A 24,871-nucleotide genomic window follows, 5' to 3' on the forward strand; every position below is an offset into this window, starting at 1 on the left:
CGGCGAATGGTCTGATTTCTCCCTGTTTTACCTTGAGAGCCGCCTTTCCGCGGCTCTTCTTTTTATGGCCGCTCCGACCCGATTCCCGTTTTCTGCCGTGGATACCGCAACGGCCGCAATTTCAGCCGGCTTTGCCGCAGAGGAAACCTGCTGTATTGGCGGTCCAAATGCGTCTCATTTCAGGAACATAGCCGCTGTTTACCACTTCTTGTGGGTATTAACCTTTCCTTAAGAAACGTCTTGCGGATTTCCATTATAAGTATCATCTTCAAGTCAGTCAGAACGGCATGGGAACTTTTATCCGCCGTTGTCATTGCCTGAATGTGATTGCGTTGAGCAGGATGATTTCGATGTCCGAACAGGGATTGAATACCGTAAGTTTTGCAGGCCGTGCCGCTGCGTCTTCGCAGTTCAAGGCGCTCTACTCCGAAGGTATGTCGCTGGTCGAGGAGACCGCGAGCTACCTCGACGGTACGGGCCGCGCCGCTTCGAAGGTTCTGCCGCGCATGGCATCGGTTCTTTACGCGGCCGAGTCCATGCGGCTGACCACCCGCCTCATGCAGATGGCCTCCTGGCTGCTTCTGCAGCGCGCCGTCAACAATGGCGAGATGAGCCGCGAACAGGTCATGTCTGAAAAGAGCAAGGTCCGCCTCGACGGTTTCAATGTCGACCGCAATGCCCCGGGCTGGCTCGATCTGCCGGAAGGTTTCCGCGACCTCGTCGAACGTTCGCTGCGCCTCCAGAACCGGGTCGCCATTCTCGACCGCGAGATCTACCGCCCGGCCGACCCTGCCGTGCTGCCGGACAACGAAAACAGCGTCCGCGCCCAGCTCAACCTGCTGCGCACCGCCTTCGGCAACTGATCGCCGTCAAGGTTTTTCAATCACAGCCGGTGCAGACGCTGCGCCGGCCTTTTCATGCCTGAAAAAGCTTTTCCACATACGCGCCGATCTCGGTCCGGCTCCTCAGCCGGACCTTCTGGCCCGAGAAGCTTTCATAGAGCTTCAGATGAGCGTCGAACGAATTCCAATTGTTCTTTCGGGTTCTGTATTCCGACACCCATTTGACCAGCCCGTCGAAGGACTCCTGGCTCTCGCCGCCCTGAATGCCGCGGCGCATGGTATTCGCCACGCATTCCTCCTCGCTCAGATCGAGCCAGACCAACATCGTCGTCCTCGGCAGGGCGATATCGACGTAGAGACCATAGATGCCCTCGAGCAGCCAGGCCTCGCCCGCTGCTATCGTCCGGACATCCCCGTGCACAACCGCCCTGTCGCGTGCAATTCCGTAGCGGCCCGGTTCCCAATGCACGTCGTCGAGGTGAACGAGCGGCAGGCCAAGCGCCTCTGCCAGCCTTAGCGCCAGCCAGGTCTTGCCGGACCCGCCGTTTCCCATGATCATGATCCGCCGGGATGCGGCCGGAATATCGCATTGCTCTTTCAACGGCTCCTCCCCGTCAAACACCGCAAAACGAAAAAAGCCCGGCTACCGCCAGGCTCTTCGTAACTCTTGTGCCAATAAGCGTATTAGAGGCCGAGGCCGCCGAAACGCTTGTTGAACTTGGAAACGCGGCCGCCGCGGTCCAGCATCTGCTGGTTGCCGCCGGTCCAGGCCGGATGCGAGTTGGGGTCGATTTCCAGGTTCATGGTCGCGCCTTCCGAACCCCAGGTCGAGCGGGTTTCGTATTCGGTGCCGTCGGTCATGACCACCTTGATCACGTGGTATTGCGGATGGATGCCAGCCTTCATGTCGATATTCCTGCTCTGCGAGGTCCATTTGTCGCAATTGCGAGCGAGAGGCCTCTTTAATAAATGAAGCCGCAGACCGGTCTGGTCACGGCTTCCCAATTCGATGCGGAGCCTATACAGGAAGGTCGCCGGAAGTACAAGTACCCGTAAGGCCGAGAAATGCGCCTTTCGAGCCTATGGAGATGACGTGGCAGACGCCCGAGAAACCCAGCCGAGAGGCAAAGCCTTAAGACCGCTCGCAAGGCTCCTTCCCTATCTTGCCCGTTATCGTTCGATGGTCGCCGCGGCGATCGTATTCCTTGTCCTCGCCGCCGCGACCACGCTTGCTCTGCCGCTTGCCGTGCGCCGCATGGTCGATCATGGCTTTGCCTCCTCGGATGGCCATTTCATCAACAATTATTTCGGCATGCTGCTGGCGTTGGCCTCCTTGCTCGCCGTCGCCAGCGCCATGCGCTACTACTACGTCATCACCATCGGCGAGCGGGTCGTGGCCGACCTGCGCCGCGAGGTGTTCTCGCATGTGACGTCGCTGTCGCCGTCCTTCTTCGACGTCAACCAGTCGGGCGAGATCGTCTCGCGGCTGACCGCCGACACGACCCAGATCAAGTCTGCCTTCGGCTCCGCCGCCTCCCAGGCTCTGCGCAACACCATCCTCTGTCTCGGCGCGATGGGCATGATGATCTATACCAGCCCGCGGCTCTCCGCGCTGGTGCTCGGCGCCATACCGCTGATCGTCTTTCCCCTGGTCGGTTTCGGCCGCTCGGTCAGGAAACGCTCCCGCGCCGCCCAGGATACGCTGGCCCAGACCTCGGCCTTCGCCTCGGAAGTGATCGGCGCCACCCGCACCGTCCAGGCCTTCGGCGGCGAAAAAACCGCCAACGGCCGCTACGGCAGCACGGTGGAAAGCGCCTATGACGCCGCCCGCGCCGCCATCAAGGCCCGCGCTCTTTTGACCGGTTTCGGTATCCTCCTCGTTTTCGGCAGCATCGTCGGCGTGCTGTGGTACGGCGCCCAGAGCGTGCTGGCCGGCACTATGACCGCCGGCACGCTCGGCCAGTTCGTGCTTTATTCGGTGATTGCGGCGAGTTCGCTCGGCCAGCTCTCGGAAGTCTGGGGCGAGCTTTCCGCCGCCGGCGGCGCCGCCGAGCGGCTGACCGAACTGCTGCACGAAGTCCCGGCCATTCGCGACGCCGAAAACCCCGTGGCGCTCCCCGCCCCGCCGCGTGGCGAGGTGGAGTTCGAGACGGTCTCCTTCGCCTATCCCGCCCGGGTCAGCGCGATCACGCTGAATTCGCTGTCGTTCAAGGTGAAGTCCGGCGAGACGGTGGCGATTGTCGGCCCCTCCGGCGCCGGCAAGAGCACGATCTTCTCGCTGCTCTTGCGCTTCTACGATCCCTCCGCCGGTTCGGTGAAACTCGACGGCATCGACCTGCGCCGTGCGGGGCTTGCCGACCTGCGCTCCCGCATGGCGATCGTCCCCCAGGACGTGACCATCTTCGCCGCCACGATCCACGACAACATCGCCTTCAGCGCTCCCGATGCCAGCCGCGAGGCAGTCCGCGCCGCGGCGATCGCCGCCCAGGCCGACGAGTTCATCTCGAAGCTCGACAACGGCTACGACACCATGGCTGGCGAGCGCGGCATCACGCTTTCCGGCGGCCAGCGCCAGCGCATCGCGATTGCCCGCGCCATCCTGAAGGACGCCCCGGTCCTGCTGCTCGACGAAGCGACCTCGGCGCTCGATGCGGAAAGCGAGACGCTGGTCCAGAAGGCGCTCGACGGATTGATGAAGAACCGCACCACGCTGGTCATCGCCCATCGGCTGGCAACCGTGCTGAAGGCCGACCGCATCCTCGTGCTGGAAGACGGGCGGATCGTCGAGGAAGGCACCCACCAGAGCCTGATCGCTGACGGCGGCCTCTATGCCAAGCTTGCACGGCTGCAGTTCCACGACATCGAACGGCAGAGCGCGACCGCACTGTGATCCTTCACGCCAACGTGTTTCGCTCGGGTCTAAACTGGACGTGAACCGGGCGCGCCGAGTGCCTACCTACCGCAGACCTGCTAGTATCGCAGATACCATTGCCGCCAGAAGCCCGAGGTCCATGAATTTCAGTCAACTGCCGCCCAGCCTGTCCCTCGATGATTGCCTGGACAAGATACAGTCCCGGACCTTTCGGTTCTTCTGGGATGGAGCCCATCCCGAATCGGGGCTGCCATTCGACAAATGCTTCGTCTCGGGCGCGCCTTCCCCGAATATGGTGTCGGTCAGCGGCGTCGGCTTTGGGGTCCTTGCCATCATCGTCGCCTCCGAACGCCAGTGGATCACCCCTTCGCAGGCGCTGGCGCGCATATCGACGATCATCGACCGCTTGAGGCATTCACCAACCTTCCACGGGGCGTTCGCGCATTTCATCGACGGAGCAACGAGCGACGTCATCCGCTTCTCCGGACGCGACGACGGTGGCGACCTCGTCGAAACGACGCTGCTGATGCAGGGACTGATCTGCGCGCGCGAATATTTCGCCGGAGAGACCGCCCGGGAAGAGAAACTGCGGGCGGACATCACCCGATTGTTCGATGAGGTGGAATGGAACTGGTTCACCCGCGGCAAGGATGACGCTCTCTATTGGCACTGGAGCCCGAACTACAACTGGGCCATGAACCTGCCGATCCGCGGCTGGAACGAGGCCTTGTCCTGCTATGTCCTGGCGGCCGGTTCCGACACCCATCCGATCAGGCCGGAAAGCTACCATGCAGGCTGGGCGCGGTCGGGCGCCATGCTGAACGGCGAGACCTATCTCGGAACCAGGCTTCCGCTGGGCGAGCCCTATGGCGGCCCGCTTTTCATCTCGCATTATTCGTTCTGCGCGCTGGATCCACGGGGCCTGAGCGACCGCTATTGCGGCAACTACCATGACCAGGCCATGGCGCATACGCGCATCAACCACGACTATTGCATGACCGTGCCCGACTATGCCGACGCCGGGGTCTGGGGCCTCAGCGCATCCGATGGACCGCAGGGTTACGGTGCCCATTCGCCGACCTATGATCGCGGTGTCATCGCGCCGACCGCAGCCCTGTCGAGCTTCCCCTTCCTGCCCGCCGAGGCGGAAAGCGCCATGCACGCCTTGCTTCATTATGGCAATGGCAAACTGCTCGGCGCATTCGGCTTCGTCGATGCCTTCGCGCCGAAAACCGATTGGGTGGCCGGCACATATCTGGCGATCGACCAGGGCCCGATCATCGCGATGATCGAGAACTATCGGTCCGGCCTGCTGTGGCGGCTGTTCATGAACGCGCCCGAGGTTCGTCGCGGCCTGTCCCGGCTGGGCTTCACATCGACCGCCCATTCCATCGCGGCCGATACGCCTACCCCAAGCGCCTGAACGTCCACTTCACCACGTAGTCGCCGTTGCGCTTCATCTTGCTCTTGGTGCGCACCTCGACCGGCCCGCCCAGCGCTGTCTCGGCGTCTTCGAAGGCCTGGCGCGCCTCGGCGATCGCCTTGTGGTAGACGCTGTTGTCGCGTTTCGGGCTTTCGGCGACCGCCTTCAGAATGGCGCTCATATCCGGCTTGTCTTCGGCCATCACTCGGTTCTTCCCCGCCGCCTGGGCTCAACGGCCTTCTATGAATACGGACAATGCCTGGCCTACCGCTCTGTGAGCTTCAGCTCGATGCGGCGGTTCTGGGAACGGGCGTCCGGCGTATCCCCCTGCGCGATCGGCTGGAATTCGCCGAAGCCGGCCGCGACAAGGCGGTTGGCCGGCACGCCCTTGGAGATCAGGTATTTGACCACCGAGGTCGCGCGGGCCGAGGAAAGCTCCCAGTTGTCGCGGTAACGGCCGGAGCCGGAAAGCGGCGAATTGTCGGTGTGGCCGTCGACGCGCAGCACCCAGTTGATCTCGGCCGGGATTTCCTTGGCGAGATCGAGCAGCGCCGCCGCAAGCTTGTCCATCTCCACCCGGCCGGCCGGGTCGAGTTCATTGCCCCCAACCGGGAAGAGCACTTCCGACTGGAACACGAAACGGTCGCCGACGATGCGGATGTTCTCGCGGTCCGAGAGGATCTCCCGCAGCCGGCCGAAGAAGTCGGAGCGGTAACGGTTCAGCTCCTGGACGCGCTGCGCCAGCGCCACGTTGAGGCGCCGGCCGAGATCGGAGATCTGCGCCTGCGAGGAAGCGTCCTTGGCTTCCGAGGCCTGCAGCGCCTCTTCGATGGCGGCGATCTGGGCACGCAGCGCGGAGATCTGCTGGTTGAGCAGCTCGACCTGGCTCGCGGCGCGGGCGCTCAGCTGCTGTTCCTGATTGAGCTGGTTGGTAAGGTCGCCGATGCGGGCGTTGGCGGCACTGCTGCTGCCGCTCCCCTGGCTCAGCAGTTGCTGCAAGCGCGAGCGGTCAGCTTCTGCCGTCGCGAGCGAGGATTGAAGATTGGCGAGCTGATCCTCGACATCCTGCGTATTGCCCTTTTCGAGCGCAAGCAGCTCCGTCAGTTCGGCGATCTGGCTGTTCAGCCGGTTCAGCACCTCGTCGCGGCCGGTGATTTCGCGGCTGAGCAGGAACTGCGCGAGCACGAAGACGGTCAGCAGGAACATGATGGCGAGCAGCAGCGTGGACAGCGCATCCACGAAACCCGGCCAATAGTCGACACCCCGCTCGCGACGGCGGTTCTTGCCGAGCGCCATTGCTTACTTCCCCCCGATCTTGTCGGAGAGCCGGTCGAGCGTGCGGCGCAGAGCCTTTGATTCTTCCTGCTGTGCCTCGATCCAGTCGCGCAGCATCTGCTGTTCGTTGCGCATGTTCTTGACCAGGCCCTGGATGCCTTCGGCGAGATTGGCCATGGCCGATAGCGACCGCTCGTTCTGGTGGCCGTCGACCGGTGCCTTGCCTTGGGCGGAGGCGAGCGCGCGCAGCTGCTCTGTCAGCGCCCTCAAATCCTCCGCGGAACCGCTCGCGAGGGTTTCGGCGACGGCCGGCGGCATGTCCGATCCGAGGTCGGTCACCGAAGACAGCCAGTTCTCGAGTTCCGTATAGAAGCGGTTCTGGGCGCGGCCCGCCTGAAGGTCGAGGAAGCCAAGGATCAGCGAACCGGAAAGGCCGAGCAGGGAGGAGGAGAACGCCGTGCCCATGCCGGCGAGCGGCTGGGCAAGGCCGCTCTTGATGGCGGCGAGCACGTCGTTGGAACTGCCGGAACTCGGGTCGAGCGCCCCGATCACGTTGCTGATCGAGCCGATGGTCTGGATCAAGCCCCAGAACGTGCCGAGCAGGCCGAGAAAGACGAGCAGGCCGATGAGATAGCGCGACGTGTCGCGTGATTCGTCGAGGCGCGTGCCGATCGTATCGAGGATGGAACGGAAGGCATTGGTCGACAGCGCCATCTTGCGGCGACTGCCGATCAGGGTGCGCATCGGCGCCAGCAGGCGCGGTTCGCGGCCGACCTTGTCGGCGCTGCCGGCGGCGCGGAAGGAATTGAACCAGCGCACTTCCGGCATCAGGGCGATCACCTGGTTGAAAACCAGAATCACGCCGATCAGAAGAACGCCGAGAATGAGGCCGTTCAGGCCCGGATTGGTCTGGAAGGCGTGCGCAGCCTGGCGATAGAGGATGGAAGCGACGAAACCGACGATGATCAGGAAGATCAGCATCGTCCACAAGAACGAGGCCGGATTGGAAAGTTTGTAGGCATAACCGCCGCGGCCCGTTTCAGACGCGTCCAAATCGTCCACTGTCGCATTCGCCATAATATGCTTCGCCTCCGGTAGTCTGCCGCGCCGGAGGCTAGTTGAAAATTGCGACGAATTGAAGTGCAGAAGCTTAGGAAAACAGTCAGCTATCCAGTACTTGAGCGCTAAGCCGGGCGGTGGCGCAAAAATGCCTCAGCGGGTCGGTCAACGGGTTGGAATGGGCCGGTTGACGACTTCGATCAGTGCCTTCTGAATGAGCTCGTTGCCGGCAACGACATTGCCGCTGCCGAAGATGTCGGTCGTGCCCTTCATGTCGCTGACGAAGCCGCCCGCCTCGCGGATGAGGATCAGGCCGGCGGCCATGTCCCAGGGCATCAGGTCTGTTTCCCAGAAGCCGTCGAGCCGGCCGGCGGCGACATAGGCAAGGTCGAGCGCGGCCGCGCCAAACCGCCGCATGCCGGCGACTTCACCCATCACGTGCCGCAGTTCGACGAGGAACTTGCCGTGATTGCCGCGGCCGAGATGCGGCATGCCGCAGCCGATCACACAGTCGGACAGCACGCGGCGTGCGGCAACCCGGATGCGGCGGTCGTTCATGAAGGCGCCACCGCCCTTTTCGGCGGTGAACAGCTCGTCCGTCGCCGGGTTGAAGACGACGCCGGCGACCACTTCACCATTGCGCTCGAGCGCGATGGAGACTGCGAACTGCGGAATGCCGTGCAGGAAGTTGGTGGTGCCGTCGAGCGGATCGACGATCCAGCGATGTGCACCGTCGGTGCCCTTCAGCTCCTCGCTTTCCTCACCGACGAAACCATAGGTCGGGCGCGCCTTCATCAGTTCGTCGCGGACGATCTTTTCCGCCTTCAGATCTGCCTGGGAGACGAAATCGCTCGGGCCCTTCACCGAAACCTGCAGGTTCTGCACCTCGCCGAAATCTCGCGAAAGCGACTTGCCTGCCTTGAGGGCAGCCTGAACCATGACGTTGAGAAGGGCGGAGCGGGCCATGCGGGAAATCCTTGGGGTTGTCCCGACTTGTCGTCTGGACGGGACGGCGTTTTATGAGCGATTTTGTGATTGGCGGCTTCAAGACCATAAAACAGCGCGAAATTCAAGCCGTCCGCCGGAATGCCCGCATTGCAGCCGCCGGCCGCGTCTCTAAAATAGGTATTCGATGCTCCAGATGGATCAAGGGGGAATGCGGAATGAATGCAACGCTGCCGCTGACTTTGAGCCTCGCGCTGCTCGCCACCATGGCCGCGGCGTCGCTCGCGGCCTGGTTCATGATAACGCCGGGCGCCGAGCTCGCCGTGCATTTCGGCCTCGACGGCACGCCAAACCGTTATGCGCCGGCGCCTTTCGCGCTGTCGATTATTCCGGCCGCCGCGCTCGTCTCGACCGTGATCTTCGCATTCACACAGCGCTTCGGCGGCAAGGCTGCCGATAGACCGGTTCTTTATACGGCGCTCTGGCTCTTCGTGATTGCCGTGCTGGCCGGAGGTCACGCGTTGATCGTCGGGCATGCGTTGTCGGCGGGCTAACGGACCGGCCTGCCGGTAAAGTGAGGGAGTTTGCCGCACCGTCTCCCGGCGCTTCGCCCTGGCTCAGCGCGTTCGGCGCTCGAAACGCTCCACTGGAGCGTTTTGACGGCAGGCCGTCGCGCCTCACCCCCGCCGGAACTTGTTTGCCGCGTCGATCGCCCGGCGCTGCTGATCCTCGTTGATCCCGAGATAGAAATCCTCGAGTTCCGGGTCCTGAAGGCCGGCGCGACGTGACAGCACGTACCATTTTGCCGCCTCGACCGGATTGGGCCGGGTGCCGAGCGCGTTGACATAGAGATGGGCGAGCTTGTTCTGGGCCACCACATTGCCGCGATGGGCGGCGATCCGCAGCCACTCGAAACCCTTTTCGTAGTCCCGGTCTCCCGCGACGCCGTTGACCAGCCAGAGGCCCATGTCGAGCTGTGCGGTGTCGAACCCGGCGTCGGCGGCGCGCTCCAGCCATTCGCGGGCCCGCGCCTTCTTGTCCGCCGGCAGGTCCTTCAGCGTCACATAGAGCTGCGCCACCGCATATTGGCTGTCGGCCACGCCCTGCCGTGCGGATTTTTCGTAGAAGGGCAGTGCCAGATGCAGGCCCTTGTCGCCCGGATTTTCGGAGACCACGATCTGCGCCCAGTTGAACTGCGCCGAAGCATTGCCGGCTTCCGCTGCCCTGCGCATGAAATCGTCGGCCTTCGGCTTGTCGCGGGGGACGTCGCGCCCGGTCATCAGCAAGAGCGCGTATTGGAACATGGCGGCCGGATCACCGCCCTCCGCCGCCTTCTGATACCAGAATGCCGCGGTCTTGGCGTCGCGCTTGATGCCGAGCCCCTTGGTCATCATTTCCGCGACCAGCGTCTGCGCCGCCGCATCGCCGGCCCCGGCCCGGGTCAGTGCCTTGTCGAGCGCCGTGACATACATTCCGCGCTGGTATGCCCCATAGGCATCGTCCACGGTGCCGGTATAGGCTTTTTCCGCCGGCGCCGGCGGCAGTGCCGCACCCATTCGCTGGTAAAGCTCGACGCCGCCGGAGGGAACGATGCCGTCCGGCTGGCCCTCGGGCTCCCTGGTTCCCTTTGCAGAACCGGGAACCGGCTGGATCTCGACCCGGCCTTTTTTCATCGGCTGAAAATCCGGCTCCACCGGCCGCGTCACCGCCTTGGAATTCGCCTGCGCCAGCGCAAGGCAAGGCATTGCTGCCGACGCGACGAATGTCGCCAGCAGCCCTTTCAGAATCACGCGGGAAAGGCGGTTCGACGGCATGCGCTCCATCAAGCCTCAAACCGTGGCGCTTTTTCGTCCAGAATTGCGTTGACTTCGGCGACCGCGGCACCGGGGCCCTGAGGGCTGGAAAAGACCGCTCCCCTGAACGCCACGAACTCCGCCCCGGTCTCCGCGACGGCAAGCGCCGACGACGGATCTGTGCCGCCCATGACGATGCAGGGGATCTCGATCATCGAGGCCCACCATTCGCCGAGCGCCAGGTTTTTCGGATGTGCTTCGGGCTTGATGTCGCCGTCGAGCTTGCCGAAGAAGATGTAGTCGGGGCGGAATTCGCCGATCGCCAGCGCCTGGTGCCGGTCGGCCGCCCCGCCTGTACCGACGATCATCTTCGGCACGAACTTCTCGATCGTTTCCCCCAGCTCGGTCAGGTTGCCGCCGAGATGCAGGCCATCCGCCTTGATGCGGCCGGCCACCCGGCTGTCGCCGGAAATCAGCGCCGCGGCGCCTGCCGCCTGGATCAGTTCGACCAGTGCCTCCGCGCGCTTCTGGAACGCCTGGTCGTCAAGGCCGTGTTGCGGCACGATCACCGAAGCGACGTCGCCGCCGGCAAGCGCTGCTTCGAGATCCTTGGCCTGCTGATCGGCATCATCATAATGCGGCACGATCAGCACGAGGCGGCAGCGGTCTTCCTGTCCGGTCATGTTTCTTCCCGTTCGGCGGATATCGGCTTGCGAAAATCCGCACTCGTTTTCTGTCCGCAAATTCGATAGACCGGACCGCCTGCCGGATCAACCATTCCCTCATCGCCGCCCGAGTCTTCATGCCCGATACGCTCAGCCTCGCGTTCTTCACCTTCGCCATCCCCGCAGTTCTGCTTGTCGGCCTCTCGAAGGGGGGCATCGGCGGCGCCATCGGGCTGCTCGGCGTGCCGCTGATGTCGCTCGCCGTCGATCCGGTCAAGGCGGCGGCGATCTTCCTGCCGATCCTGATCGTCATGGACATCGTCGCATTGTGGTCCTGGCGGAATTTCAACGATCGCAAGACGCTGCTGATGATCCTGCCCGGCGGCGTCATCGGCATCGCGCTCGGCTGGGCGACATCCGCCTATGTCTCGGACAATGCGCTGCGCCTCGTCATCGCGGCGGCGACGATCCTGTTTACCGTCCGCTATTTCTGGCAGGTCTACGGTCCGCGCTCCGGCCGGCCGGGGGCTCCCCTGCCGCACCGCCCGGCTGCCGCCACGTTCTGGGGTGCCCTTTCCGGTTACGCGAGCTTCGTCGCCCATGCCGGCGGACCACCCTTCCAGATCTACGTCCTGCCGATGCGGCTCGACCCGAAATCCTATACCGGGGCCAGCATCCGCTTCTTCGCGATCGTCAATGCGGTCAAGGTCATCCCCTATTTCTTCCTCGGCGCGCTCAACGCGGAAAACCTGACCATATCCGCAACCCTTCTGCCGGCGGCCCTGGTCGCGACCATGATCGGCGCGGCCATCGTCAAGCACCTGAAGGCCGAAACCTTCTATCCGATGACTTACGGTCTGGCGTTTTGTGCGGGATTGAAGCTGCTTTGGGACGGCCTGTCGTTCTGACCGGGCAAAGCAAGCCCGGCCTCGCTAAAAAAGCAACGCAAAATAAGCCGGCGTATATTGTTGCGATGCACAATAAATCTTGCCGTTACCGAGCGTTTACCGTAAGTTCAACGCATGACAACCGTTGACCCCTTTGCAGCCATAGCTGATCCTAACCGGCGGTATCTGCTGGAGGAATTGCGGCGCGCTCCGAAAACCGTAAACGAACTTGCGCAGGGCCTGCCGATCAGCCGGCCCGCGGTATCGCAGCATTTGAAGGCTCTTCTGGATTGTAACCTGGTGAATGTGACGGCGGAAGGCACGCGGCGCATCTATTCCGTCAACAGCAAGGGCTTCGACAGGCTGAACCTGTGGCTGGATCAGTTCTGGTCGTGACGACCGGCTTTTAAACCGGGGGAGTTGTTGCTCCCTTCACCACGACCAGAACCTTGTCATTGTTATTTCTGGATTATTGGTTTGCCGCTTTTATTATTCGCCTCTGACTGATGAAAAACCGGGCGAGCGGCGGGGTCTCCTACTGAGGAACTAATGACGCGTGGTTGCCTTTAGGCGCTGCATTTGGTCCTTGATGCGCAGCTTGCGCCGCTTGAGTTCGGCTATTTCACGATCGTCGGCGGAGGGTGACGCGAGAATTGCCTGGAGCTCCTCCTCCAAAGCGCCGTGCTTCTTTTCAAGCGATGCGATATGAGCCTGGACGGTCATGTGGCATGTTCCTTCCTTGGTACCTACCACGGCATTCCCTAATGCCGAGGCTTCAGGTTTACGAAGGAAGTGTGACACGATCGGCCGGGTTTGTCGAAGGTGAAATCATGGTTTGAAGTGGGCAAATTCGTGACCTTGTCTAACTTCCCGTTAACGCGGTTTGGTGGTAGAGGCTTGCGGAGAATGCCGGCGACCGCTGAAATGCCGGGCGTGAGAATGGGGACTGGAATATGGCAGATCAGGAACAGGCGGATGTCCGGCTGGTGCTTGCGAAACTTCGACAGGAACACGAGGATTACGACGCCGCCATCAACGCCATGATCCAGGTCGGCTGCGACGCCCTTCGCGTGCAGCGCATGAAAAAGAAGAAACTGTCGCTGAAAGACAAGATGACTCAGCTCGAAGATCAGATTGTTCCGGACATCATCGCGTAAGGGTTCCGCCATGTCTGAAAGACCTGCCGTCGCCATCATCATGGGCAGCCAGTCCGACTGGGAGACCATGAAGAACGCCGCCGACACGCTGGAGGCGCTCGATATCGGCTATGAGGCCCGTATCATTTCAGCGCATCGCACGCCGGAGCGAATGATGCAATTTGCCAAGGGCGCCCGTGCCGAAGGTTTCCAGGTGATCATCGCCGGTGCCGGCGGTGCGGCCCACTTGCCCGGCATGACCGCCGCCATGACCCCGCTTCCGGTCTTCGGCGTGCCGGTCCAGTCGAAGGCGCTGTCCGGCCAGGACAGCCTGCTGTCGATCGTCCAGATGCCGGCCGGCATTCCGGTCGGCACGCTTGCGATCGGCCGGGCCGGCGCCATCAACGCCGCCTTGCTTGCGGCCGCCGTTCTCGCCCTCAACGATGACGAGATCGCCGACCGGCTCGACGAATGGCGCGCCCGCCAGAGTGCGGCCGTTGCCGAATACCCAATCGACGAGGCTCCATGACCGTCCACACGATCGGCATTATCGGCGGCGGCCAGCTTGGCCGCATGCTGGCCATGGCCGCGGCCCGGCTGAACTTCCGCACGATCGTGCTCGAACCGCAGGCCGATTGTCCGGCAGCCCAGGTCGCCAACGCCCAGATCACCGCAGCCTATGACGATCCGGCAGCGCTTGCCGAGCTCGCCAGCCGCTGCGACGTCGTCACCTACGAATTCGAGAACGTGCCGGTCGCCGCCGCCGAGATGCTCGAGCGCTCCGTGCCGGTCCATCCGCCGGCCAGGGCCCTCGACATGTCGCAGGACCGGCTGACCGAAAAGCGCTTCCTGAATTCCTGCGGCATCGAGACCGCCAGGTTCCATGCCGTCGACAGCCAGTCCGACCTCGAAACGGCGCTTGCCGATTTCGGCGGCCAAGGCGTGCTGAAGACCCGCCGCATGGGTTATGACGGCAAGGGCCAGCGTGTCTTCCGCTCCGCCGCGGACAAGCCCGCCGGCGCCTATGACGCGCTCGGCGGCGTGCCGCTGATTCTCGAAAGCTTCGTGCCCTTCGAACGCGAGGTCTCGATCATCGCCGCCCGCGCCAAGGACGGCACGGTCGCCTGCTACGATCCGGCCGAGAATGTCCACAGGAACGGGATTCTCCACACCTCCACCCTGCCCGCCAGGATCTCCGCGACGACGGCGAAGACCGCCCGCGAATCGGCCGAGAAGCTTCTCGCCGCGCTCGATTATGTCGGCGTCATCGGCATGGAGTTCTTCGTGATGGCGGACGGGACGCTGATCGCCAATGAAATCGCCCCGCGCGTCCACAATTCCGGCCATTGGACGGAAGCCGCCTGCGTCGTCTCGCAGTTCGAGCAGCATATCCGCGCCGTCGCCGGGCTGGCCCTCGGCAACCCTCTCCGCCATTCCGACTGCGTGATGACCAACCTGATCGGCGACGACATTCTGGACGTGCCCGCCTGGCTTTCCCGCGATCAGGTTCTGGTCCATCTCTACGGCAAGACGGAATCCCGACCGGGCCGGAAAATGGGCCATGTGACCGAATTGAAGGGCCTGAAAACGTCGTCACAAGGTTGACATGCAGATTGGCTCGGGTTATCTGCACGCCCAACTGAGAGCGCGCCCCTCGAAGAATCTTGGCGGCGCGCTTTTGATTGATAGACATGCGGCTCTAAGCCCACAGACTGCTGGACCAGGAAAATGAAGATCAAGAACTCGCTTAAGGCGCTGAAGGCTCGTCACCGCGATAACCGTCTGGTTCGCCGCAAGGGCCGCGTTTACATCATCAACAAGCAGAACCCGCGCTTCAAGGCTCGTCAGGGCTGATACGGGCATTCGGTTCCGGTCTCGGCCGCAGCCGATCAAATTGTCGGTAACACGACAAATCGGGTTTGACCTTCGGCGCAGGCGGATTACTTTGTCCGCATGCGCTATTTTCGTTTCAGTATCCTGATTCTCGCCGCGGGCCTTGCCGCTTCGCCCGCTCTCGCTCAGACAGCGACGCCCAAGCCGCCCTCAGCCCCACCTGCCGCCGCCCCGGTCATCCCGGCCGTCGCGCAGAAACCGGGCAAGCCCGTGGATGCGTTGTTCGATGCCTTGAAGCGCGAGCGCAATCCCGAAAAGGCGCGCGGCATCGCCAGCCAGATCATCGCCGACCTGAACGATTCGGGCAGCGCCACCGTCGACCTGCTGATGGAGTGGTCTGCGACCGCCATCAAGGAAAAGCGCAATGCCGCGGCACTCGATTTCCTCGATCAGGTGACCGTGCTCGATCCCGCCTTTGCGGAAGGCTGGAACCGCCGCGCGACGCTGCATTACACGATGGGCAATCCCCGCAAATCCATGGCCGACATCGCCGAGGTGCTGAAGCGCGAGCCGCGCCATTTCGGAGCGCTGGCCGGCATGGCCGGCATCCTGTCGGAAGCCGGCAAGGACGAACTGGCGCTGAAGGCATGGCAGGACTATCTCGCCGTCTACCCCGCCGACCGCGACGCCCAGGAAGCCGTCACCAAGCTTTCCGAAAAGCTTGCCGGCAACCGGACCTGAGCCTTCCGGCAGCCCGTTCATGATGATCCTGCCCCTTGCCATTGCCGGCATCGTCGCCGCCGCGTTCTGCTTCACCACCTGGAAGGCGAAGACGATCGAGGCCGCGTTCCCGAATACCGGCGAGCTGACCGATGTCGGCGGTTTTTCGATGAACTCGCTGCATGTGCCCAGGCCTGAGGGCGCCGACCTGCCGGCGATCGTCTTTATCCATGGCGCCAGCGGCAATTTCCGCGACCAGGAAGCAGCCTTCCGCAAGGCGCTCGAAGGCCGTGCCGAAATGCTTTTCGTCGATCGGCCGGGCCACGGTTATTCCGAGCGCGGAGGTCCCGAGAACGGTTTTCCCGACGGCCAGGCGGCGGCGATCGCCAGCCTGATGGAAAAGCGCGGCATCGACAGAGCGATTATCGCCGGCCATTCCTTCGGCGGCGCGATTGCCGCGAGCTTCGGCCTTTACCATCCGGAAAAGACCGCCGGCCTGCTGTTCCTGGCGCCCGCTACCCATCCCTGGCCCGGCCGGATCGACTGGTACTACAATCTCACCGCCCGCCCGGTGATCGGCCGGCTGTTCAGCCATCTCCTCGCCCTGCCGGCGGGCCTCCTGGTGATGAACACGGCGACACGTTCGGTCTTTCACCCCAACCCCTGCCCCGAGACCTACCTTGCCGATGGCGCACCGTACCTCGTGCTCCGCCCCCAATCGTTCCGCAGCAATGCGATCGACGTCGCCAATCTCAACGGCTACGTGACGCGCGTCGCGCCGCGATACCGGGAGATAACCGCGCCGACGGTGATCATCACCGGCGACAGCGACGCAATCGTCGCAGAGGAGATCCATTCGCTCGGCCTCGCCCGCGATATCGCCGGGTCCGAACTCGTCTCCATCCGCAATCTCGGCCACAAGCCGGATTACGTGGCCACCGACGTCGCGATCGCGGCGATCGAGAAACTGGCCGGCCTCCCCCGCGACCTGAAGGCGGCGGCCCGTATCGCTGAGGGGCGGCTCGCGCCGGCGGCGGCAGACACACCCCCCGAAATGGATCTTTCGATTGAGAAAACCTGAGCCTTGCTCGGACGACGCCAGCCCGAAGCAAGCTGCCCATCCCAACCTCCGAGAAAATGGAATCGGAGAGAAGAGATGGAAATCGGCAGCATCGGCAGAGACTATTCGGCACGCTCCGCGAGGCAGGATAGCGCATCGACCTCGACCGATGCCGCACGGGCATCGTCCGATCCATCCAGTCCCGCGGACAAAGCCTACGACCGCCTCGTCCACGGCCTGACATCGCTGAACAAGGCGACGGACGAAGCCGAAGAACAGGCCAAGGCCAATGCCAGGCAGAAGCTCGAGGATGCCAAGCAGCAGCTCGAGTTCATGCGCCGCTGGGGTTTCGATCCGGAAGTGGTCGCCCGGCAGGCGGCACAGCTTGGCGCGGTCGTCGCTGCAGCCGCTCGCGAATTCACCGAGGCGCTGGCCGGAGGTGCTGGCGGTGCCATGCCCTTCGTCCCGGTCAACGCTCCGTCCGCAGCCGAGACGACGGATTCGATCCTTGATACGGGCGAGCAGGCTGCGGCCGCGGACGCTGCCGACGACGAACCGGCGGATGAGCCCTTGGCTGACGACAAGCCGGTCTCCCATGCCGAGCAGGCCTATCTCGACGAGATGGACGAGGCTCCGCGGGAGGCGCCTAAACTGTCTCTCGGCGACATCAAGACCGCGATGGAATTCAGCACCGTCGCCCGCCAGATCAAGGCGCTGCTGGAAGAGGCGGCCCGCAGGCTGCGCGAGGAAAACAGCACCGCCACCGTGCCCGGCACCCAGACCCTCGACGCCTCCGTCAACGCGCTGAGCGGCACGGTCTCCGCCATGCCGGCCGTCAGCATCACCGTCTGACGACGCCCTACGCCTTCAATTGCGCGCAATAAAAAACCGCCGGAAATCCCCGGCGGTTTTCGTTTGTCCATTGGCCTTGCCTCAGATGCCGCTCTGGCCGTCCGAGCCGATATAGGCGATGCGCAGCATGTTGGTGGCGCCGGGTGTGCCAAGCGGCACGCCGGCCGAGATGATGATCCGGTCGCCGGGCTTGCCGAAACCTTCCGACACGACGATGCGGCAGGCACGGTTGACCATGTCGTCGAGGTCGGTCGCGTCACTGGTGACGACGCAATGCATGCCCCAACCGACCGAAAGGCGACGGGCCGTCTGGACGATCGGCGACAGCGCGATGATCGGCACCTCCGGACGTTCGCGGGATGCGCGCAGGCCCGTCGTGCCCGACGAGGTATAGGTGACGATCGCCGCCAGCTTCAAGGTTTCGGCGATCTGGCGGGCGGCAAGCGAGATTGCGTCCGCACCGGTTGCCTCCGGCGTCGCGCGCTGGGCGTAGATGATGCTTGGATAAAGCGGGTCCTGTTCGACCGTGCTGGCGATCGACGCCATCATCGACACCGCCTCGACCGGATATTGGCCGGAGGCCGATTCGGCCGACAGCATGATCGCGTCGGCGCCTTCGAAAACCGCGATCGACACGTCCGACACTTCGGCGCGGGTCGGAACCGGCGCGGTGATCATCGATTCCAGCATCTGGGTTGCGACGACGACCGGCTTGCCGGCACGCCGACACAAGCGCGTCAGCTGCTTCTGGATGCCCGGAACGGCCTCGATCGGCATTTCGACACCGAGATCGCCGCGGGCCACCATGACGGCATCGGAAAGCTCGATGATCTCGTCGATGCGCTCCAGCGCCTGGGGCTTCTCGATCTTCGACATGATGCCGACGCGGCCGCGGGCGATCTTGCGCACCTCGGCAAGGTCGTCGGGACGCTGCACGAAGGACAGCGCCACCCAGTCGACATCGTCGGTGGCGAGCACCGCGTCGAGGTCGACGCGGTCCTTTTCGGTCAACGCGCCGACGCCGAGCAGCGTATCGGGCAGGCTGACGCCCTTGCGGTCGGAAATGCTGGTGCCGGCGACCACCTTGCAGACGATGCTCTTGCCGTCGGCCTTCTCGGCCTTCAGCGCCAGCTTGCCATCGTCGATCAGCAGGCGGTGGCCCACTTTCACCGCTTCCAGGATTTCCGGATGCGGCAGGAACACGCGGGTCTCGTCACCGGGTTCGTCGCGATTGTCGAGCGTGAAGGTCTGTCCTGGAGTGAGCGTCACCTTGCCGGCCGCGAACTTGCCGACGCGCAGCTTCGGACCCTGGAGGTCGGCCAGAATGCCGATTGGCCGGCCGCTGCGCTCCTCGACGGCGCGGATGCGCTTGATCAGCGTGCGCATCAGGTCGTGGCTCGCGTGGCTCATGTTGATGCGGAAGAGATCAGCCCCCGCTTCATGCAGCTTCTGGATCATCGCCTCTTCGGACGAAGCAGGTCCGAGGGTAGCGAGGATCTTTACTTTGCGGTTGCGCCTCATCAGTTGTGGCCTTCTTGTGTGCCAGGCGTATCCGAAAGCTGGACCATCCAGCTTCCCTGACGGCCCGTATCATATTCCTTGAAGCCCATGCGCTGGAAGCCACGGGCAAAACAGTCATTGACGCCGACGACTTTGAACTCGTTCTCCGCGACGCACATGTTCACATTGCCGGTCCAGCGGCCGCCACGGGCCGCGTCCTCGGCGTAAAGATAATAATAGCGCGACTGCAACTCGCCTTCGATCAGCGTCGCGCAGGTGGAGGCCGGAACCTGCCACCAGCCTTCCGTCGTCCAGCCCTCCTTGGCGCGATAGCCGATCGCCACCCCGACGAGGTTCTGCGTGGCGTTGCAGACGCGGAAATCCGCATGCGCGGCGGTCGCCGCCAACAGCGGAATACCGGTGGCGACCATGGCGGCGAGCGCCGGGGCGGAAACGAGAGAGCGAAGAGTGGCTTTGGGGGATTTTTTCGACACGGTTTCCGTCAGGACTCCATGGTTATTCGTGAAGCACTTTCTTCGCGCGGCGGAGTCGGAAAGTCAACGTAACTCTAATCGATTAGTCTTCCTCATACGCTCAATCCAGGCTGATCGTCGCGCCGGCACGGCTTGCGTCGCGGCTTTCTCCATGCCATCAACACCCGTCTCCCGACCGACCTTTCGAAACCATCTCATTTCCGACGGCGATGCAGGACTTCATTCCTTTCGAGATCATAGAAGGCGATTATGACAGCGGCATGGTGCTGCTCGCCGACCATGCCATGAACCGCCTGCCCGAATCCTATGGCAGCCTCGGCCTGCCGGAGAGCGCCTTCCATCGCCATATCGCCTTCGATATCGGCATCGAGGGCCTGACGCGCCGGCTGGCGGCGATGCTGAACGTGCCGGCCGTGCTCGGCTGTTTCTCCCGCTTGCTGATCGACCCGAACCGCGGCGAGGACGATCCGACGCTGATCATGAAGATCTCCGACGGGGCGATCATTCCCGGCAACCATCCGATCACCCAGGATGAGTGGGATTTCCGCCTCGATACCTATCACCGGCCCTATCACCGCGCCGTCGAGCGCACCATCGCCAGATCGGGCGCCTCGGGCCGCGCGCCGCTCGTCCTGTCGCTGCATTCCTTCACGCCGTTCTGGAAGGGCGTCGCCCGCCCCTGGCATGCGGCCGTGCTCTGGGACAGCGACGACCGCGCGGTGACACCTTTCCTGAAACTGCTCGCCGAGCCTGGAGACATCGTCGTCGGCGACAACGAGCCCTATGACGGTGCGCTGAAAGGCGACACCATGTACCGGCATTGCATGATATCAGGCATCGCCCACGCTCTGCTGGAAGTCCGCCAGGACCTGATCGGCGACGAGGCTGGCATTGCCGCCTGGGCACAAAGGCTGGCACCGGTCTTCAAGACGCTCAACGCCGACCCCACATTGCACGAATACCGGATCTTTCCCTCGCGGACCGGCCCCTATCCGGTCTGACGCGACACCAGGAGGTGCTCCATGAGCGAACTCGCCCCGACCGACCTTACGAAGGAACAGCAGACCGAATTCGAGGCCGCCGCCTTTCGCCGTCTCGTCCGGCACCTGCGCGAGCGCGCCGACGTGCAGAACATCGACCTGATGAACCTCGCCGGCTTCTGCCGCAACTGCCTGTCGAACTGGTATCGCGATGCCGCCAACGACGCCGGCGTCGATCTCTCCAAGGAGGCATCCCGCGAGATCGTCTACGGCATGCCTTACGAGGACTGGAAAAATCTGCACCAGGCTGAAGCCTCGGATGCACAAAAAGCCGCATTCGACGTGAACAAGCCAGCCCATGGCTGATCGATTTGCCGATTGGGCTTGACCTCGCGGCGGCTTTTCGGCAGTTGACGACCATTCAATGAAATCCACACGATCAGGAGGCCCCGATGTCTGATGCTCATGGCGTCGCCCGCGACCAGCTTCGCGCATTTATCGAGCGCATCGAACGACTGGAAGAAGAAAAGAAGACCATCGCCGACGACATCAAGGATGTCTACGGCGAAGCCAAGGGCATGGGTTACGACACGAAGATCATGAAAAAGGTCATCGCCCTGCGCAAGAAGGACGACCAGGAGCGCATGGAAGAGGATCTGATCCTCGATACCTATCTCCAGGCGCTCGGCATGATCGAGGCCCCTGCCGACCAGGACGCTGCCTGATCTTTCTCCGAAACCGGAGCCATGAAAAAACCCGCCATTCCGGCGGGTTTTTTATGACCTTCGATCAGCCCGGCGATCAGTTGTTCGGGCCGCTGAACCGGTTCGGGTCGATCGCCACCGTCGCGGAGACCGGCTTGAAACCGCCGCCGGAATAACCTGCCGAATATTCGTTGTTCAGGGTCCGGCTGACGACGCGCGGTGCCTTCATCGAGGCGGCGGCGTTGGCACGATTGTTGTTGAGAGCCCATTTCGCCAGCACGTCGCCCGTCAGCCCGCCGCCGTTTGCCGTCTGCGGCGCGGAACCATTCGGACGACCGCCCTTGCCGGGAGTCGGAAGCGCGTTTGCCGAGGCCGATACCGGGCTGCGCGGCGCGTCGAAACCGTCGCCGAACTGGACGTTCTTGCTGGAGTGGATGACCTTCGGAGAAGCCGACGCCGTTTCGACCGGCTTCTGGACGGGCGTAGGAGCCGCCGCCATTGCCGGCGCAGGTTGGGCCGGGGCAGGCTGGACCAGAGCAGACTGGACAGGCGCCGGCTGGGCCGTCGCAACCGGCATGGAGGGTATTGGCGCCGGGCGCGGCTCGACGCTCTGGGCAAGCGCCGCAACGAGAGCCGGCGTCAGTTCCTGCTGTTCCTCAGCCTTGGCGGTGGCAGTGGCCGGAGCGGCAGAGGCCATGCCCGGACGCTGGCCGGGAAGCGGTACCGACGCGATTTCCTCCGGCGCCGGCATCGGGCCGACGGACGCGGTCATCACGCCGCTTTCTGCGTCGCCCTTGAAGCCACGCGGTCCAAGCAGCGTCGGAACCGGGATATTGTAGGCGGAAAGATCGGCAAAGGTTTCCGCGCCGGGCTGGGCGGGAGCCGACGCCTGCAGGGCGAGTGCCTCCTGGGCCGGGTTACGCGCCGGAGAATAGAGCGCCGTGGCAAGCCCGCCGCTGTCCGACCGGAAGGCCGGACGCGAAAGCGGTACCGGCGCTGAAACCATCTGTGCCTGTGCCGGAACCTGGGCCTGGTTCTGCATCTGGCCGGTCAAAGGCGAAGCCGAGGCAACCGCGACAGGCGCTTCGCCCTCGTCGTCCGCGGCAGGCTTTGCGGCCGGAGCCGCACGCCGCGCCACGGCCGGAGCAGCGCTTTCCTCGTTGTCCTCCTCCTCGTCGGCACCGCCGCCGCCGAACAGGAATGCCAGCAGGTTAGGCTGCCGCTTGCGTTCGGAGCCGTCGCCGCGGATGCCGCCACCGGCGGTGCTGGCGATCTGGATCGAATCGCTGCCGACGCGCCGCTTGTAGTCGGCCATCGCCGTCTCATAACCGGGGAGCGGCTTGCCATCGGCGGGAAGATGGATCGTGTTGCCGTTCGGGAAGATCTGCACCAGTTCCTGGCGCGTCATCCGCGGCCAGGCGCGCACGCCGCCGACATCGAGATGCACGAAAGGCGAACCGGAGGTCGGATAATAGCCGACGCCGCCGACCTGCATCTGCATGGCAAGCCCGCGCAGCGTCGCAAGCTTCACACCGGGAATGTAGAAGTCCATGGCCTTGCCGAGCATGTGCTGGCTGTTCTTGGCGACACCGGTAGTGCGCGAGCGGGTGCGCAGCATGTTGTTGGTGGTCGGAGAACGATAGGCGGAAACCACGTGGATGTAATCTGAGGCGCCGGAACGGCGATAGACTTCCCAGACGAGATCGAAGAGCCGCGGGTCCATCCTGGCCGGTTCGTTGCGGCGCCAGTCGCGCAGGAACTGGTTGATCTGGGCGAGGCCCTTCGGATCGAACTTGCCGTTCCGCTTGAAGGTGATGACGGCCTTCTCGCCGGTATGGACGAAATAGAGTTTCAGGCTCTTTTCCTGGGCGGCTGCACGGCTTGCGGAGACCGAAAGCACGGGCAGCGCCATCAACACCAGCAGGGTCACGGCGATCACGCGCCGGCTCAGACTGACAAAAAGCCCAGCTCTGCCGCCGCGCCTCTTCTCACCCGAAGGCGCTTCTTTTGCATACTGATCCGGCAAAACGATCCCCGTCCTGTCGACAACGTCCCACGTTGCCTCAAATGACTGTCAATTGCGGTGACACGATGGCAAATGTGCCACACATGTACAACCTTCTCACGTATAGTCAACAATTGACTAATGCGAGATTGACAGACGTTGACAGGACATCCTTGCGCGAAGGTTAACACAAGCTAATACATTAGCGATTACGAGGCAGTAATTACGCGGCTTCCTTCAGCGGATCGTCAGGATCGATGCCGTAATCCTTGAGTTTACGATAAAGCGTCGAGCGTCCGATCCCGAGTTTACGGGCGACCTGGCTCATCTGGCCGCGATAGAACTTCAGGGCAAAGCGGATCAGCTCTTCCTCGACATCCGCAAGCTTCCTCACTTCGCCGGTTTCGTCGGTGCTGACGATGACGTTTTCCTGGGGATAAGCGGCGGCGAGCATCGCCTTCGCATCCGGCCTGGCGGCCCGCGCCTTGTCGCTGTTGGCAAATACCGGCGAATCGGCGAGCGCCTCGCGCATGGCATGGTCGGACAACACGCCCGGGGCGGGCATGACGGCGGTCGCCGTCAGTTCCGCCTGCCTGAATTCCGGAATCTGTGCCGCGATCTGCGGAAAATCGTCTTCGGTAAGCTCGGTGCCCTCGGCAAGCACCACGGCGCGGAAGACGGCGTTTTCGAGCTGGCGGATATTGCCCGGCCAGTCGTAGGCCGTCAGAAGCGCCAGCGCTCCGGCGCCGACCGACAGCGTCCTGTTGAGCTTCTGCTCGGTCGAGAACCGCTCGGCAAAGACGCGGGCGAGATGCGGAATGTCTTCCTTGCGGCGGCGCAGCGCCGGAATGGTGATCGGGAAGACGTTGAGGCGGTAATAGAGGTCCTCGCGGAAACGGCCGGCCCGGACCTCCTCGATCAGGTCCTTGTTGGTGGCCGAGATCAGCCGGACATTGACCTTCTGGACCTTGGAAGCGCCGACGGTCTCTACCTCGCCCTGCTGCACGGCGCGCAAGAGCTTCACCTGCACGTCAAGCGGCAGTTCGCCGATCTCGTCGAGGAACAACGTGCCGCCGTCGGCCTCCACGAACTTGCCGGTGTGTTTCTCCGAGGCGCCGGTGAAGGCGCCCTTCTCGTGACCGAAGAGGATGCTCTCGACCAGATTGTGCGGGATTGCGCCGCAATTGACGGTGATGAACGGCTTGCCGGCCCGGTCGCTGTTCGACTGGATGGCGCGGGCGATCATTTCCTTGCCGACGCCGGATTCACCTTCGAGCACCACCGGAATGTTGGAATGGGCGGCACGCTGGGCAAGATCGATGACGCGCAGCATGTCCGGGCTGGCCGAAATGATATCGCCGAAGCCGACGGCGCCGGGGCGATGGCGGCGACCGGCGCGGGACTTCGATTCCTTCTGGTCGAGCTTCAGTGCATTGCTGATCGAAGTGCCGATCCGTTCCGGCGATACCGGCTTGACGACGAAATCGAAGGCGCCGGCGCGCATCGCCTGCACCACGTATTCGATGCTGCCCTGTCCCGTCTGGACGATGACCGGCGTTTCGATGCCGAGTTCGCGGATTGCCGCCAGAAAGCTGAGGCCATCCATTTCCGGCATCATCAGGTCGAGCACGATGACATTGATGTCGGTCGCGGTGCGCTTCAGGAACTCCAGCGCCGCAAGGCCGTTCTCGGCAAGATGGGCGGCATGGCCGTAACGTTCAACCGCATTCTTCAACAGGCGACGCTGAATAGGATCGTCATCGACAACGAGGATTTGCGCAATCATGCTCGGCTCCCAGCAATGGTCATCATGGCCCTTTTAGGCT

General features: G+C 63.4%; 27 protein-coding genes and 3 pseudogenes. 16 read left to right on the forward strand and 14 right to left on the reverse strand.

Annotation, left to right across the window (positions count from 1 at the left end):
- Window positions 1-350 precede the first annotated feature (350 nt).
- Window positions 351-863, forward strand: a complete 513-nt coding sequence (rcdA, locus tag ACSQ8R_RS14150; protein ID WP_037077074.1) for a protease adaptor protein RcdA — start codon at window positions 351-353, stop codon at window positions 861-863.
- A gap of 52 nt (window positions 864-915) precedes the next feature.
- Here the strand turns inward: rcdA and ACSQ8R_RS14155 are convergent, their stop codons facing one another.
- Both ACSQ8R_RS14155 and rpmE read right to left on the reverse strand, forming a co-directional pair.
- Window positions 916-1,401: an AAA family ATPase gene (locus ACSQ8R_RS14155; protein ID WP_436255474.1), complete on the reverse strand. Its 486-nt coding sequence runs from the start codon at window positions 1,399-1,401 to the stop codon at window positions 916-918.
- A 125-nt stretch (window positions 1,402-1,526) separates the two neighbouring features.
- Window positions 1,527-1,748 carry a 50S ribosomal protein L31 gene (gene rpmE, locus ACSQ8R_RS14160; protein ID WP_038589408.1) on the reverse strand — a complete coding sequence of 74 codons (222 nt, stop codon included), beginning with the start codon at window positions 1,746-1,748 and terminating at the stop codon, window positions 1,527-1,529.
- A 187-nt stretch (window positions 1,749-1,935) separates the two neighbouring features.
- On the opposite strand from rpmE, the gene ACSQ8R_RS14165 reads away from it, so the two are divergent.
- Window positions 1,936-3,732 (forward strand): ABC transporter transmembrane domain-containing protein, encoded by a 1,797-nt coding sequence (locus ACSQ8R_RS14165; RefSeq protein ID WP_436253956.1) that lies wholly within the window; start codon window positions 1,936-1,938, stop codon window positions 3,730-3,732.
- Window positions 3,733-3,853: 121 nt separating this feature from the next.
- Entirely contained in the window at window positions 3,854-5,137 is a 1,284-nt protein-coding gene (locus ACSQ8R_RS14170) for a glucoamylase family protein (protein ID WP_436253957.1), read from the forward strand.
- Here the strand turns inward: ACSQ8R_RS14170 and ACSQ8R_RS14175 are convergent.
- The 4 genes from ACSQ8R_RS14175 to ACSQ8R_RS14190 form a co-directional block, all read right to left on the reverse strand.
- Window positions 5,121-5,339, reverse strand: a complete 219-nt coding sequence (locus ACSQ8R_RS14175) for a hypothetical protein (protein WP_436253958.1) — start codon at window positions 5,337-5,339, stop codon at window positions 5,121-5,123. The genes ACSQ8R_RS14170 and ACSQ8R_RS14175 overlap by 17 nt on opposite strands.
- A 62-nt stretch (window positions 5,340-5,401) precedes the next feature.
- Window positions 5,402-6,433 (reverse strand): peptidoglycan -binding protein, encoded by a 1,032-nt coding sequence (locus ACSQ8R_RS14180; protein ID WP_436253959.1) that lies wholly within the window; start codon window positions 6,431-6,433, stop codon window positions 5,402-5,404.
- Window positions 6,434-6,436: 3 nt separating this feature from the next.
- The gene (locus tag ACSQ8R_RS14185; RefSeq protein WP_436253960.1) at window positions 6,437-7,489 is read right to left on the reverse strand and encodes a flagellar motor protein MotA; all 1,053 of its coding nucleotides are present in this window, start codon (window positions 7,487-7,489) and stop codon (window positions 6,437-6,439) included.
- 147 nt (window positions 7,490-7,636) lie between these two features.
- Complete coding sequence (locus ACSQ8R_RS14190) at window positions 7,637-8,437, reverse strand: inositol monophosphatase family protein (protein ID WP_436253961.1); 801 nt, start codon at window positions 8,435-8,437, stop codon at window positions 7,637-7,639.
- A 197-nt stretch (window positions 8,438-8,634) separates the two neighbouring features.
- Between ACSQ8R_RS14190 and ACSQ8R_RS14195 the strand changes: the two genes are divergently transcribed.
- A complete protein-coding gene (locus tag ACSQ8R_RS14195) occupies window positions 8,635-8,970 on the forward strand; it encodes a hypothetical protein (RefSeq protein ID WP_436253962.1) in 336 nt (111 codons plus the stop codon).
- Between the two features lie 123 nt (window positions 8,971-9,093).
- Here the strand turns inward: ACSQ8R_RS14195 and ACSQ8R_RS14200 are convergent, their stop codons facing one another.
- The gene (locus tag ACSQ8R_RS14200; RefSeq protein WP_436253963.1) at window positions 9,094-10,239 is read right to left on the reverse strand and encodes a tetratricopeptide repeat protein; all 1,146 of its coding nucleotides are present in this window, start codon (window positions 10,237-10,239) and stop codon (window positions 9,094-9,096) included.
- Window positions 10,239-10,892, reverse strand: a complete 654-nt coding sequence (locus ACSQ8R_RS14205; RefSeq protein WP_436253964.1) for a thiamine phosphate synthase — start codon at window positions 10,890-10,892, stop codon at window positions 10,239-10,241. Before ACSQ8R_RS14205 ends, ACSQ8R_RS14200 begins: the two co-directional genes overlap by 1 nt.
- Window positions 10,893-11,011: 119 nt before the next feature.
- Between ACSQ8R_RS14205 and ACSQ8R_RS14210 the strand changes: the two genes are divergently transcribed.
- Together ACSQ8R_RS14210 and ACSQ8R_RS14215 are read left to right on the forward strand one after the other, a co-directional pair.
- Window positions 11,012-11,782, forward strand: a complete 771-nt coding sequence (locus ACSQ8R_RS14210) for a sulfite exporter TauE/SafE family protein (RefSeq protein WP_436253965.1) — start codon at window positions 11,012-11,014, stop codon at window positions 11,780-11,782.
- 114 nt (window positions 11,783-11,896) lie between these two features.
- Complete coding sequence (locus ACSQ8R_RS14215) at window positions 11,897-12,157, forward strand: ArsR/SmtB family transcription factor (RefSeq protein WP_436253966.1); 261 nt, start codon at window positions 11,897-11,899, stop codon at window positions 12,155-12,157.
- A 150-nt stretch (window positions 12,158-12,307) separates the two neighbouring features.
- Here the strand turns inward: ACSQ8R_RS14215 and ACSQ8R_RS14220 are convergent, their stop codons facing one another.
- Entirely contained in the window at window positions 12,308-12,484 is a 177-nt protein-coding gene (locus ACSQ8R_RS14220; RefSeq protein WP_007757839.1) for a YdcH family protein, read from the reverse strand.
- A 230-nt stretch (window positions 12,485-12,714) separates the two neighbouring features.
- Between ACSQ8R_RS14220 and ACSQ8R_RS14225 the strand changes: the two genes are divergently transcribed.
- From ACSQ8R_RS14225 to ACSQ8R_RS14255, 7 genes are all read left to right on the forward strand, one after another.
- Window positions 12,715-12,918, forward strand: coding sequence for a YdcH family protein (locus ACSQ8R_RS14225; protein ID WP_037077103.1), 204 nt, complete (start codon window positions 12,715-12,717; stop codon window positions 12,916-12,918).
- Window positions 12,919-12,928: 10 nt separating this feature from the next.
- Window positions 12,929-13,426 carry a 5-(carboxyamino)imidazole ribonucleotide mutase gene (gene purE / locus ACSQ8R_RS14230; protein ID WP_436253967.1) on the forward strand — a complete coding sequence of 166 codons (498 nt, stop codon included), beginning with the start codon at window positions 12,929-12,931 and terminating at the stop codon, window positions 13,424-13,426.
- On the forward strand, window positions 13,423-14,502 hold the full coding sequence (locus tag ACSQ8R_RS14235; RefSeq protein WP_436253968.1) for a 5-(carboxyamino)imidazole ribonucleotide synthase: 1,080 nt from the start codon (window positions 13,423-13,425) through the stop codon (window positions 14,500-14,502). The genes purE and ACSQ8R_RS14235 overlap by 4 nt, the downstream gene beginning before the upstream one ends.
- Window positions 14,503-14,625: 123 nt before the next feature.
- Window positions 14,626-14,751 carry a type B 50S ribosomal protein L36 gene (gene ykgO / locus ACSQ8R_RS14240; protein WP_003497670.1) on the forward strand — a complete coding sequence of 42 codons (126 nt, stop codon included), beginning with the start codon at window positions 14,626-14,628 and terminating at the stop codon, window positions 14,749-14,751.
- 99 nt (window positions 14,752-14,850) lie between these two features.
- Window positions 14,851-15,471, forward strand: a complete 621-nt coding sequence (locus ACSQ8R_RS14245; RefSeq protein WP_436253969.1) for a hypothetical protein — start codon at window positions 14,851-14,853, stop codon at window positions 15,469-15,471.
- 19 nt (window positions 15,472-15,490) lie between these two features.
- A complete protein-coding gene (locus ACSQ8R_RS14250; RefSeq protein WP_436253970.1) occupies window positions 15,491-16,531 on the forward strand; it encodes an alpha/beta fold hydrolase in 1,041 nt (346 codons plus the stop codon).
- A 75-nt stretch (window positions 16,532-16,606) separates the two neighbouring features.
- Window positions 16,607-17,362 (forward strand): hypothetical protein, encoded by a 756-nt coding sequence (locus ACSQ8R_RS14255; protein ID WP_436253971.1) that lies wholly within the window; start codon window positions 16,607-16,609, stop codon window positions 17,360-17,362.
- An 81-nt stretch (window positions 17,363-17,443) separates the two neighbouring features.
- Here the strand turns inward: ACSQ8R_RS14255 and pyk are convergent, their stop codons facing one another.
- Both pyk and ACSQ8R_RS14265 read right to left on the reverse strand, forming a co-directional pair.
- A complete protein-coding gene (gene pyk, locus ACSQ8R_RS14260; protein WP_436253972.1) occupies window positions 17,444-18,883 on the reverse strand; it encodes a pyruvate kinase in 1,440 nt (479 codons plus the stop codon).
- Window positions 18,883-19,266 (reverse strand): annotated as a pseudogene (locus ACSQ8R_RS14265) (DUF1036 domain-containing protein); the annotation flags it as partial. The gene pyk and the pseudogene ACSQ8R_RS14265, both read right to left, overlap by 1 nt.
- Before the next feature lie 299 nt (window positions 19,267-19,565).
- Between ACSQ8R_RS14265 and ACSQ8R_RS14270 the strand changes: the two are divergent.
- From ACSQ8R_RS14270 to ACSQ8R_RS14280, 3 genes are all read left to right on the forward strand, one after another.
- Window positions 19,566-20,357: an N-formylglutamate amidohydrolase gene (locus ACSQ8R_RS14270; RefSeq protein ID WP_436253973.1), complete on the forward strand. Its 792-nt coding sequence runs from the start codon at window positions 19,566-19,568 to the stop codon at window positions 20,355-20,357.
- A 21-nt stretch (window positions 20,358-20,378) separates the two neighbouring features.
- On the forward strand, window positions 20,379-20,702 hold the full coding sequence (locus tag ACSQ8R_RS14275) for a DUF1244 domain-containing protein (protein ID WP_436253974.1): 324 nt from the start codon (window positions 20,379-20,381) through the stop codon (window positions 20,700-20,702).
- 86 nt (window positions 20,703-20,788) lie between these two features.
- Window positions 20,789-21,061 carry a DUF2312 domain-containing protein gene (locus ACSQ8R_RS14280; protein WP_007752220.1) on the forward strand — a complete coding sequence of 91 codons (273 nt, stop codon included), beginning with the start codon at window positions 20,789-20,791 and terminating at the stop codon, window positions 21,059-21,061.
- 76 nt (window positions 21,062-21,137) lie between these two features.
- Here ACSQ8R_RS14280 and ACSQ8R_RS14285 read toward each other — a convergent pair whose 3' ends face one another.
- From ACSQ8R_RS14285 to ACSQ8R_RS14295, 3 genes and pseudogenes are all read right to left on the reverse strand, one after another.
- The gene (locus tag ACSQ8R_RS14285; RefSeq protein WP_436253975.1) at window positions 21,138-22,979 is read right to left on the reverse strand and encodes a DUF882 domain-containing protein; all 1,842 of its coding nucleotides are present in this window, start codon (window positions 22,977-22,979) and stop codon (window positions 21,138-21,140) included.
- A gap of 289 nt (window positions 22,980-23,268) precedes the next feature.
- Window positions 23,269-23,472, reverse strand: a pseudogene (locus tag ACSQ8R_RS14290) (helix-turn-helix domain-containing protein); the annotation flags it as partial.
- 170 nt (window positions 23,473-23,642) lie between these two features.
- A pseudogene (locus tag ACSQ8R_RS14295) lies at window positions 23,643-24,831 on the reverse strand (sigma-54-dependent transcriptional regulator); the annotation flags it as partial.
- Window positions 24,832-24,871 lie beyond the last annotated feature (40 nt).

The organism is Neorhizobium sp. LjRoot104, assembly GCF_964253725.1.
Lineage (GTDB): Bacteria > Pseudomonadota > Alphaproteobacteria > Rhizobiales > Rhizobiaceae > Neorhizobium.

Excerpts from the sequence above, each read along its gene's own strand:
- pyk (WP_436253972.1), bottom strand. The coding sequence starts at position 18,883 with ATGAGGCGCAACCGCAAAGTAAAGATCCTCGCTACCCTCGGACCTGCT.
- purE (WP_436253967.1), top strand. The coding sequence starts at position 12,929 with ATGTCTGAAAGACCTGCCGTCGCCATCATCATGGGCAGCCAGTCCGAC.
- ACSQ8R_RS14280 (WP_007752220.1), top strand. The coding sequence starts at position 20,789 with ATGTCTGATGCTCATGGCGTCGCCCGCGACCAGCTTCGCGCATTTATC.
- ACSQ8R_RS14245 (WP_436253969.1), top strand. The coding sequence starts at position 14,851 with ATGCGCTATTTTCGTTTCAGTATCCTGATTCTCGCCGCGGGCCTTGCC.
- ACSQ8R_RS14155 (WP_436255474.1), bottom strand. The coding sequence starts at position 1,401 with ATGATCATGGGAAACGGCGGGTCCGGCAAGACCTGGCTGGCGCTAAGG.
- ACSQ8R_RS14235 (WP_436253968.1), top strand. The coding sequence starts at position 13,423 with ATGACCGTCCACACGATCGGCATTATCGGCGGCGGCCAGCTTGGCCGC.
- rpmE (WP_038589408.1), bottom strand. The coding sequence starts at position 1,748 with ATGAAGGCTGGCATCCATCCGCAATACCACGTGATCAAGGTGGTCATG.
- ACSQ8R_RS14250 (WP_436253970.1), top strand. The coding sequence starts at position 15,491 with ATGATGATCCTGCCCCTTGCCATTGCCGGCATCGTCGCCGCCGCGTTC.
- ACSQ8R_RS14220 (WP_007757839.1), bottom strand. The coding sequence starts at position 12,484 with ATGACCGTCCAGGCTCATATCGCATCGCTTGAAAAGAAGCACGGCGCT.
- ACSQ8R_RS14210 (WP_436253965.1), top strand. The coding sequence starts at position 11,012 with ATGCCCGATACGCTCAGCCTCGCGTTCTTCACCTTCGCCATCCCCGCA.
- ACSQ8R_RS14275 (WP_436253974.1), top strand. The coding sequence starts at position 20,379 with ATGAGCGAACTCGCCCCGACCGACCTTACGAAGGAACAGCAGACCGAA.
- ACSQ8R_RS14180 (WP_436253959.1), bottom strand. The coding sequence starts at position 6,433 with ATGGCGCTCGGCAAGAACCGCCGTCGCGAGCGGGGTGTCGACTATTGG.
- ACSQ8R_RS14200 (WP_436253963.1), bottom strand. The coding sequence starts at position 10,239 with ATGGAGCGCATGCCGTCGAACCGCCTTTCCCGCGTGATTCTGAAAGGG.
- rcdA (WP_037077074.1), top strand. The coding sequence starts at position 351 with ATGTCCGAACAGGGATTGAATACCGTAAGTTTTGCAGGCCGTGCCGCT.
- ACSQ8R_RS14225 (WP_037077103.1), top strand. The coding sequence starts at position 12,715 with ATGGCAGATCAGGAACAGGCGGATGTCCGGCTGGTGCTTGCGAAACTT.
- ACSQ8R_RS14270 (WP_436253973.1), top strand. The coding sequence starts at position 19,566 with ATGCAGGACTTCATTCCTTTCGAGATCATAGAAGGCGATTATGACAGC.
- ACSQ8R_RS14190 (WP_436253961.1), bottom strand. The coding sequence starts at position 8,437 with ATGGCCCGCTCCGCCCTTCTCAACGTCATGGTTCAGGCTGCCCTCAAG.
- ACSQ8R_RS14175 (WP_436253958.1), bottom strand. The coding sequence starts at position 5,339 with ATGGCCGAAGACAAGCCGGATATGAGCGCCATTCTGAAGGCGGTCGCC.
- ACSQ8R_RS14195 (WP_436253962.1), top strand. The coding sequence starts at position 8,635 with ATGAATGCAACGCTGCCGCTGACTTTGAGCCTCGCGCTGCTCGCCACC.
- ACSQ8R_RS14255 (WP_436253971.1), top strand. The coding sequence starts at position 16,607 with ATGGAAATCGGCAGCATCGGCAGAGACTATTCGGCACGCTCCGCGAGG.
- ykgO (WP_003497670.1), top strand. The coding sequence starts at position 14,626 with ATGAAGATCAAGAACTCGCTTAAGGCGCTGAAGGCTCGTCACCGCGAT.
- ACSQ8R_RS14185 (WP_436253960.1), bottom strand. The coding sequence starts at position 7,489 with ATGGCGAATGCGACAGTGGACGATTTGGACGCGTCTGAAACGGGCCGC.
- ACSQ8R_RS14215 (WP_436253966.1), top strand. The coding sequence starts at position 11,897 with ATGACAACCGTTGACCCCTTTGCAGCCATAGCTGATCCTAACCGGCGG.
- ACSQ8R_RS14205 (WP_436253964.1), bottom strand. The coding sequence starts at position 10,892 with ATGACCGGACAGGAAGACCGCTGCCGCCTCGTGCTGATCGTGCCGCAT.
- ACSQ8R_RS14170 (WP_436253957.1), top strand. The coding sequence starts at position 3,854 with ATGAATTTCAGTCAACTGCCGCCCAGCCTGTCCCTCGATGATTGCCTG.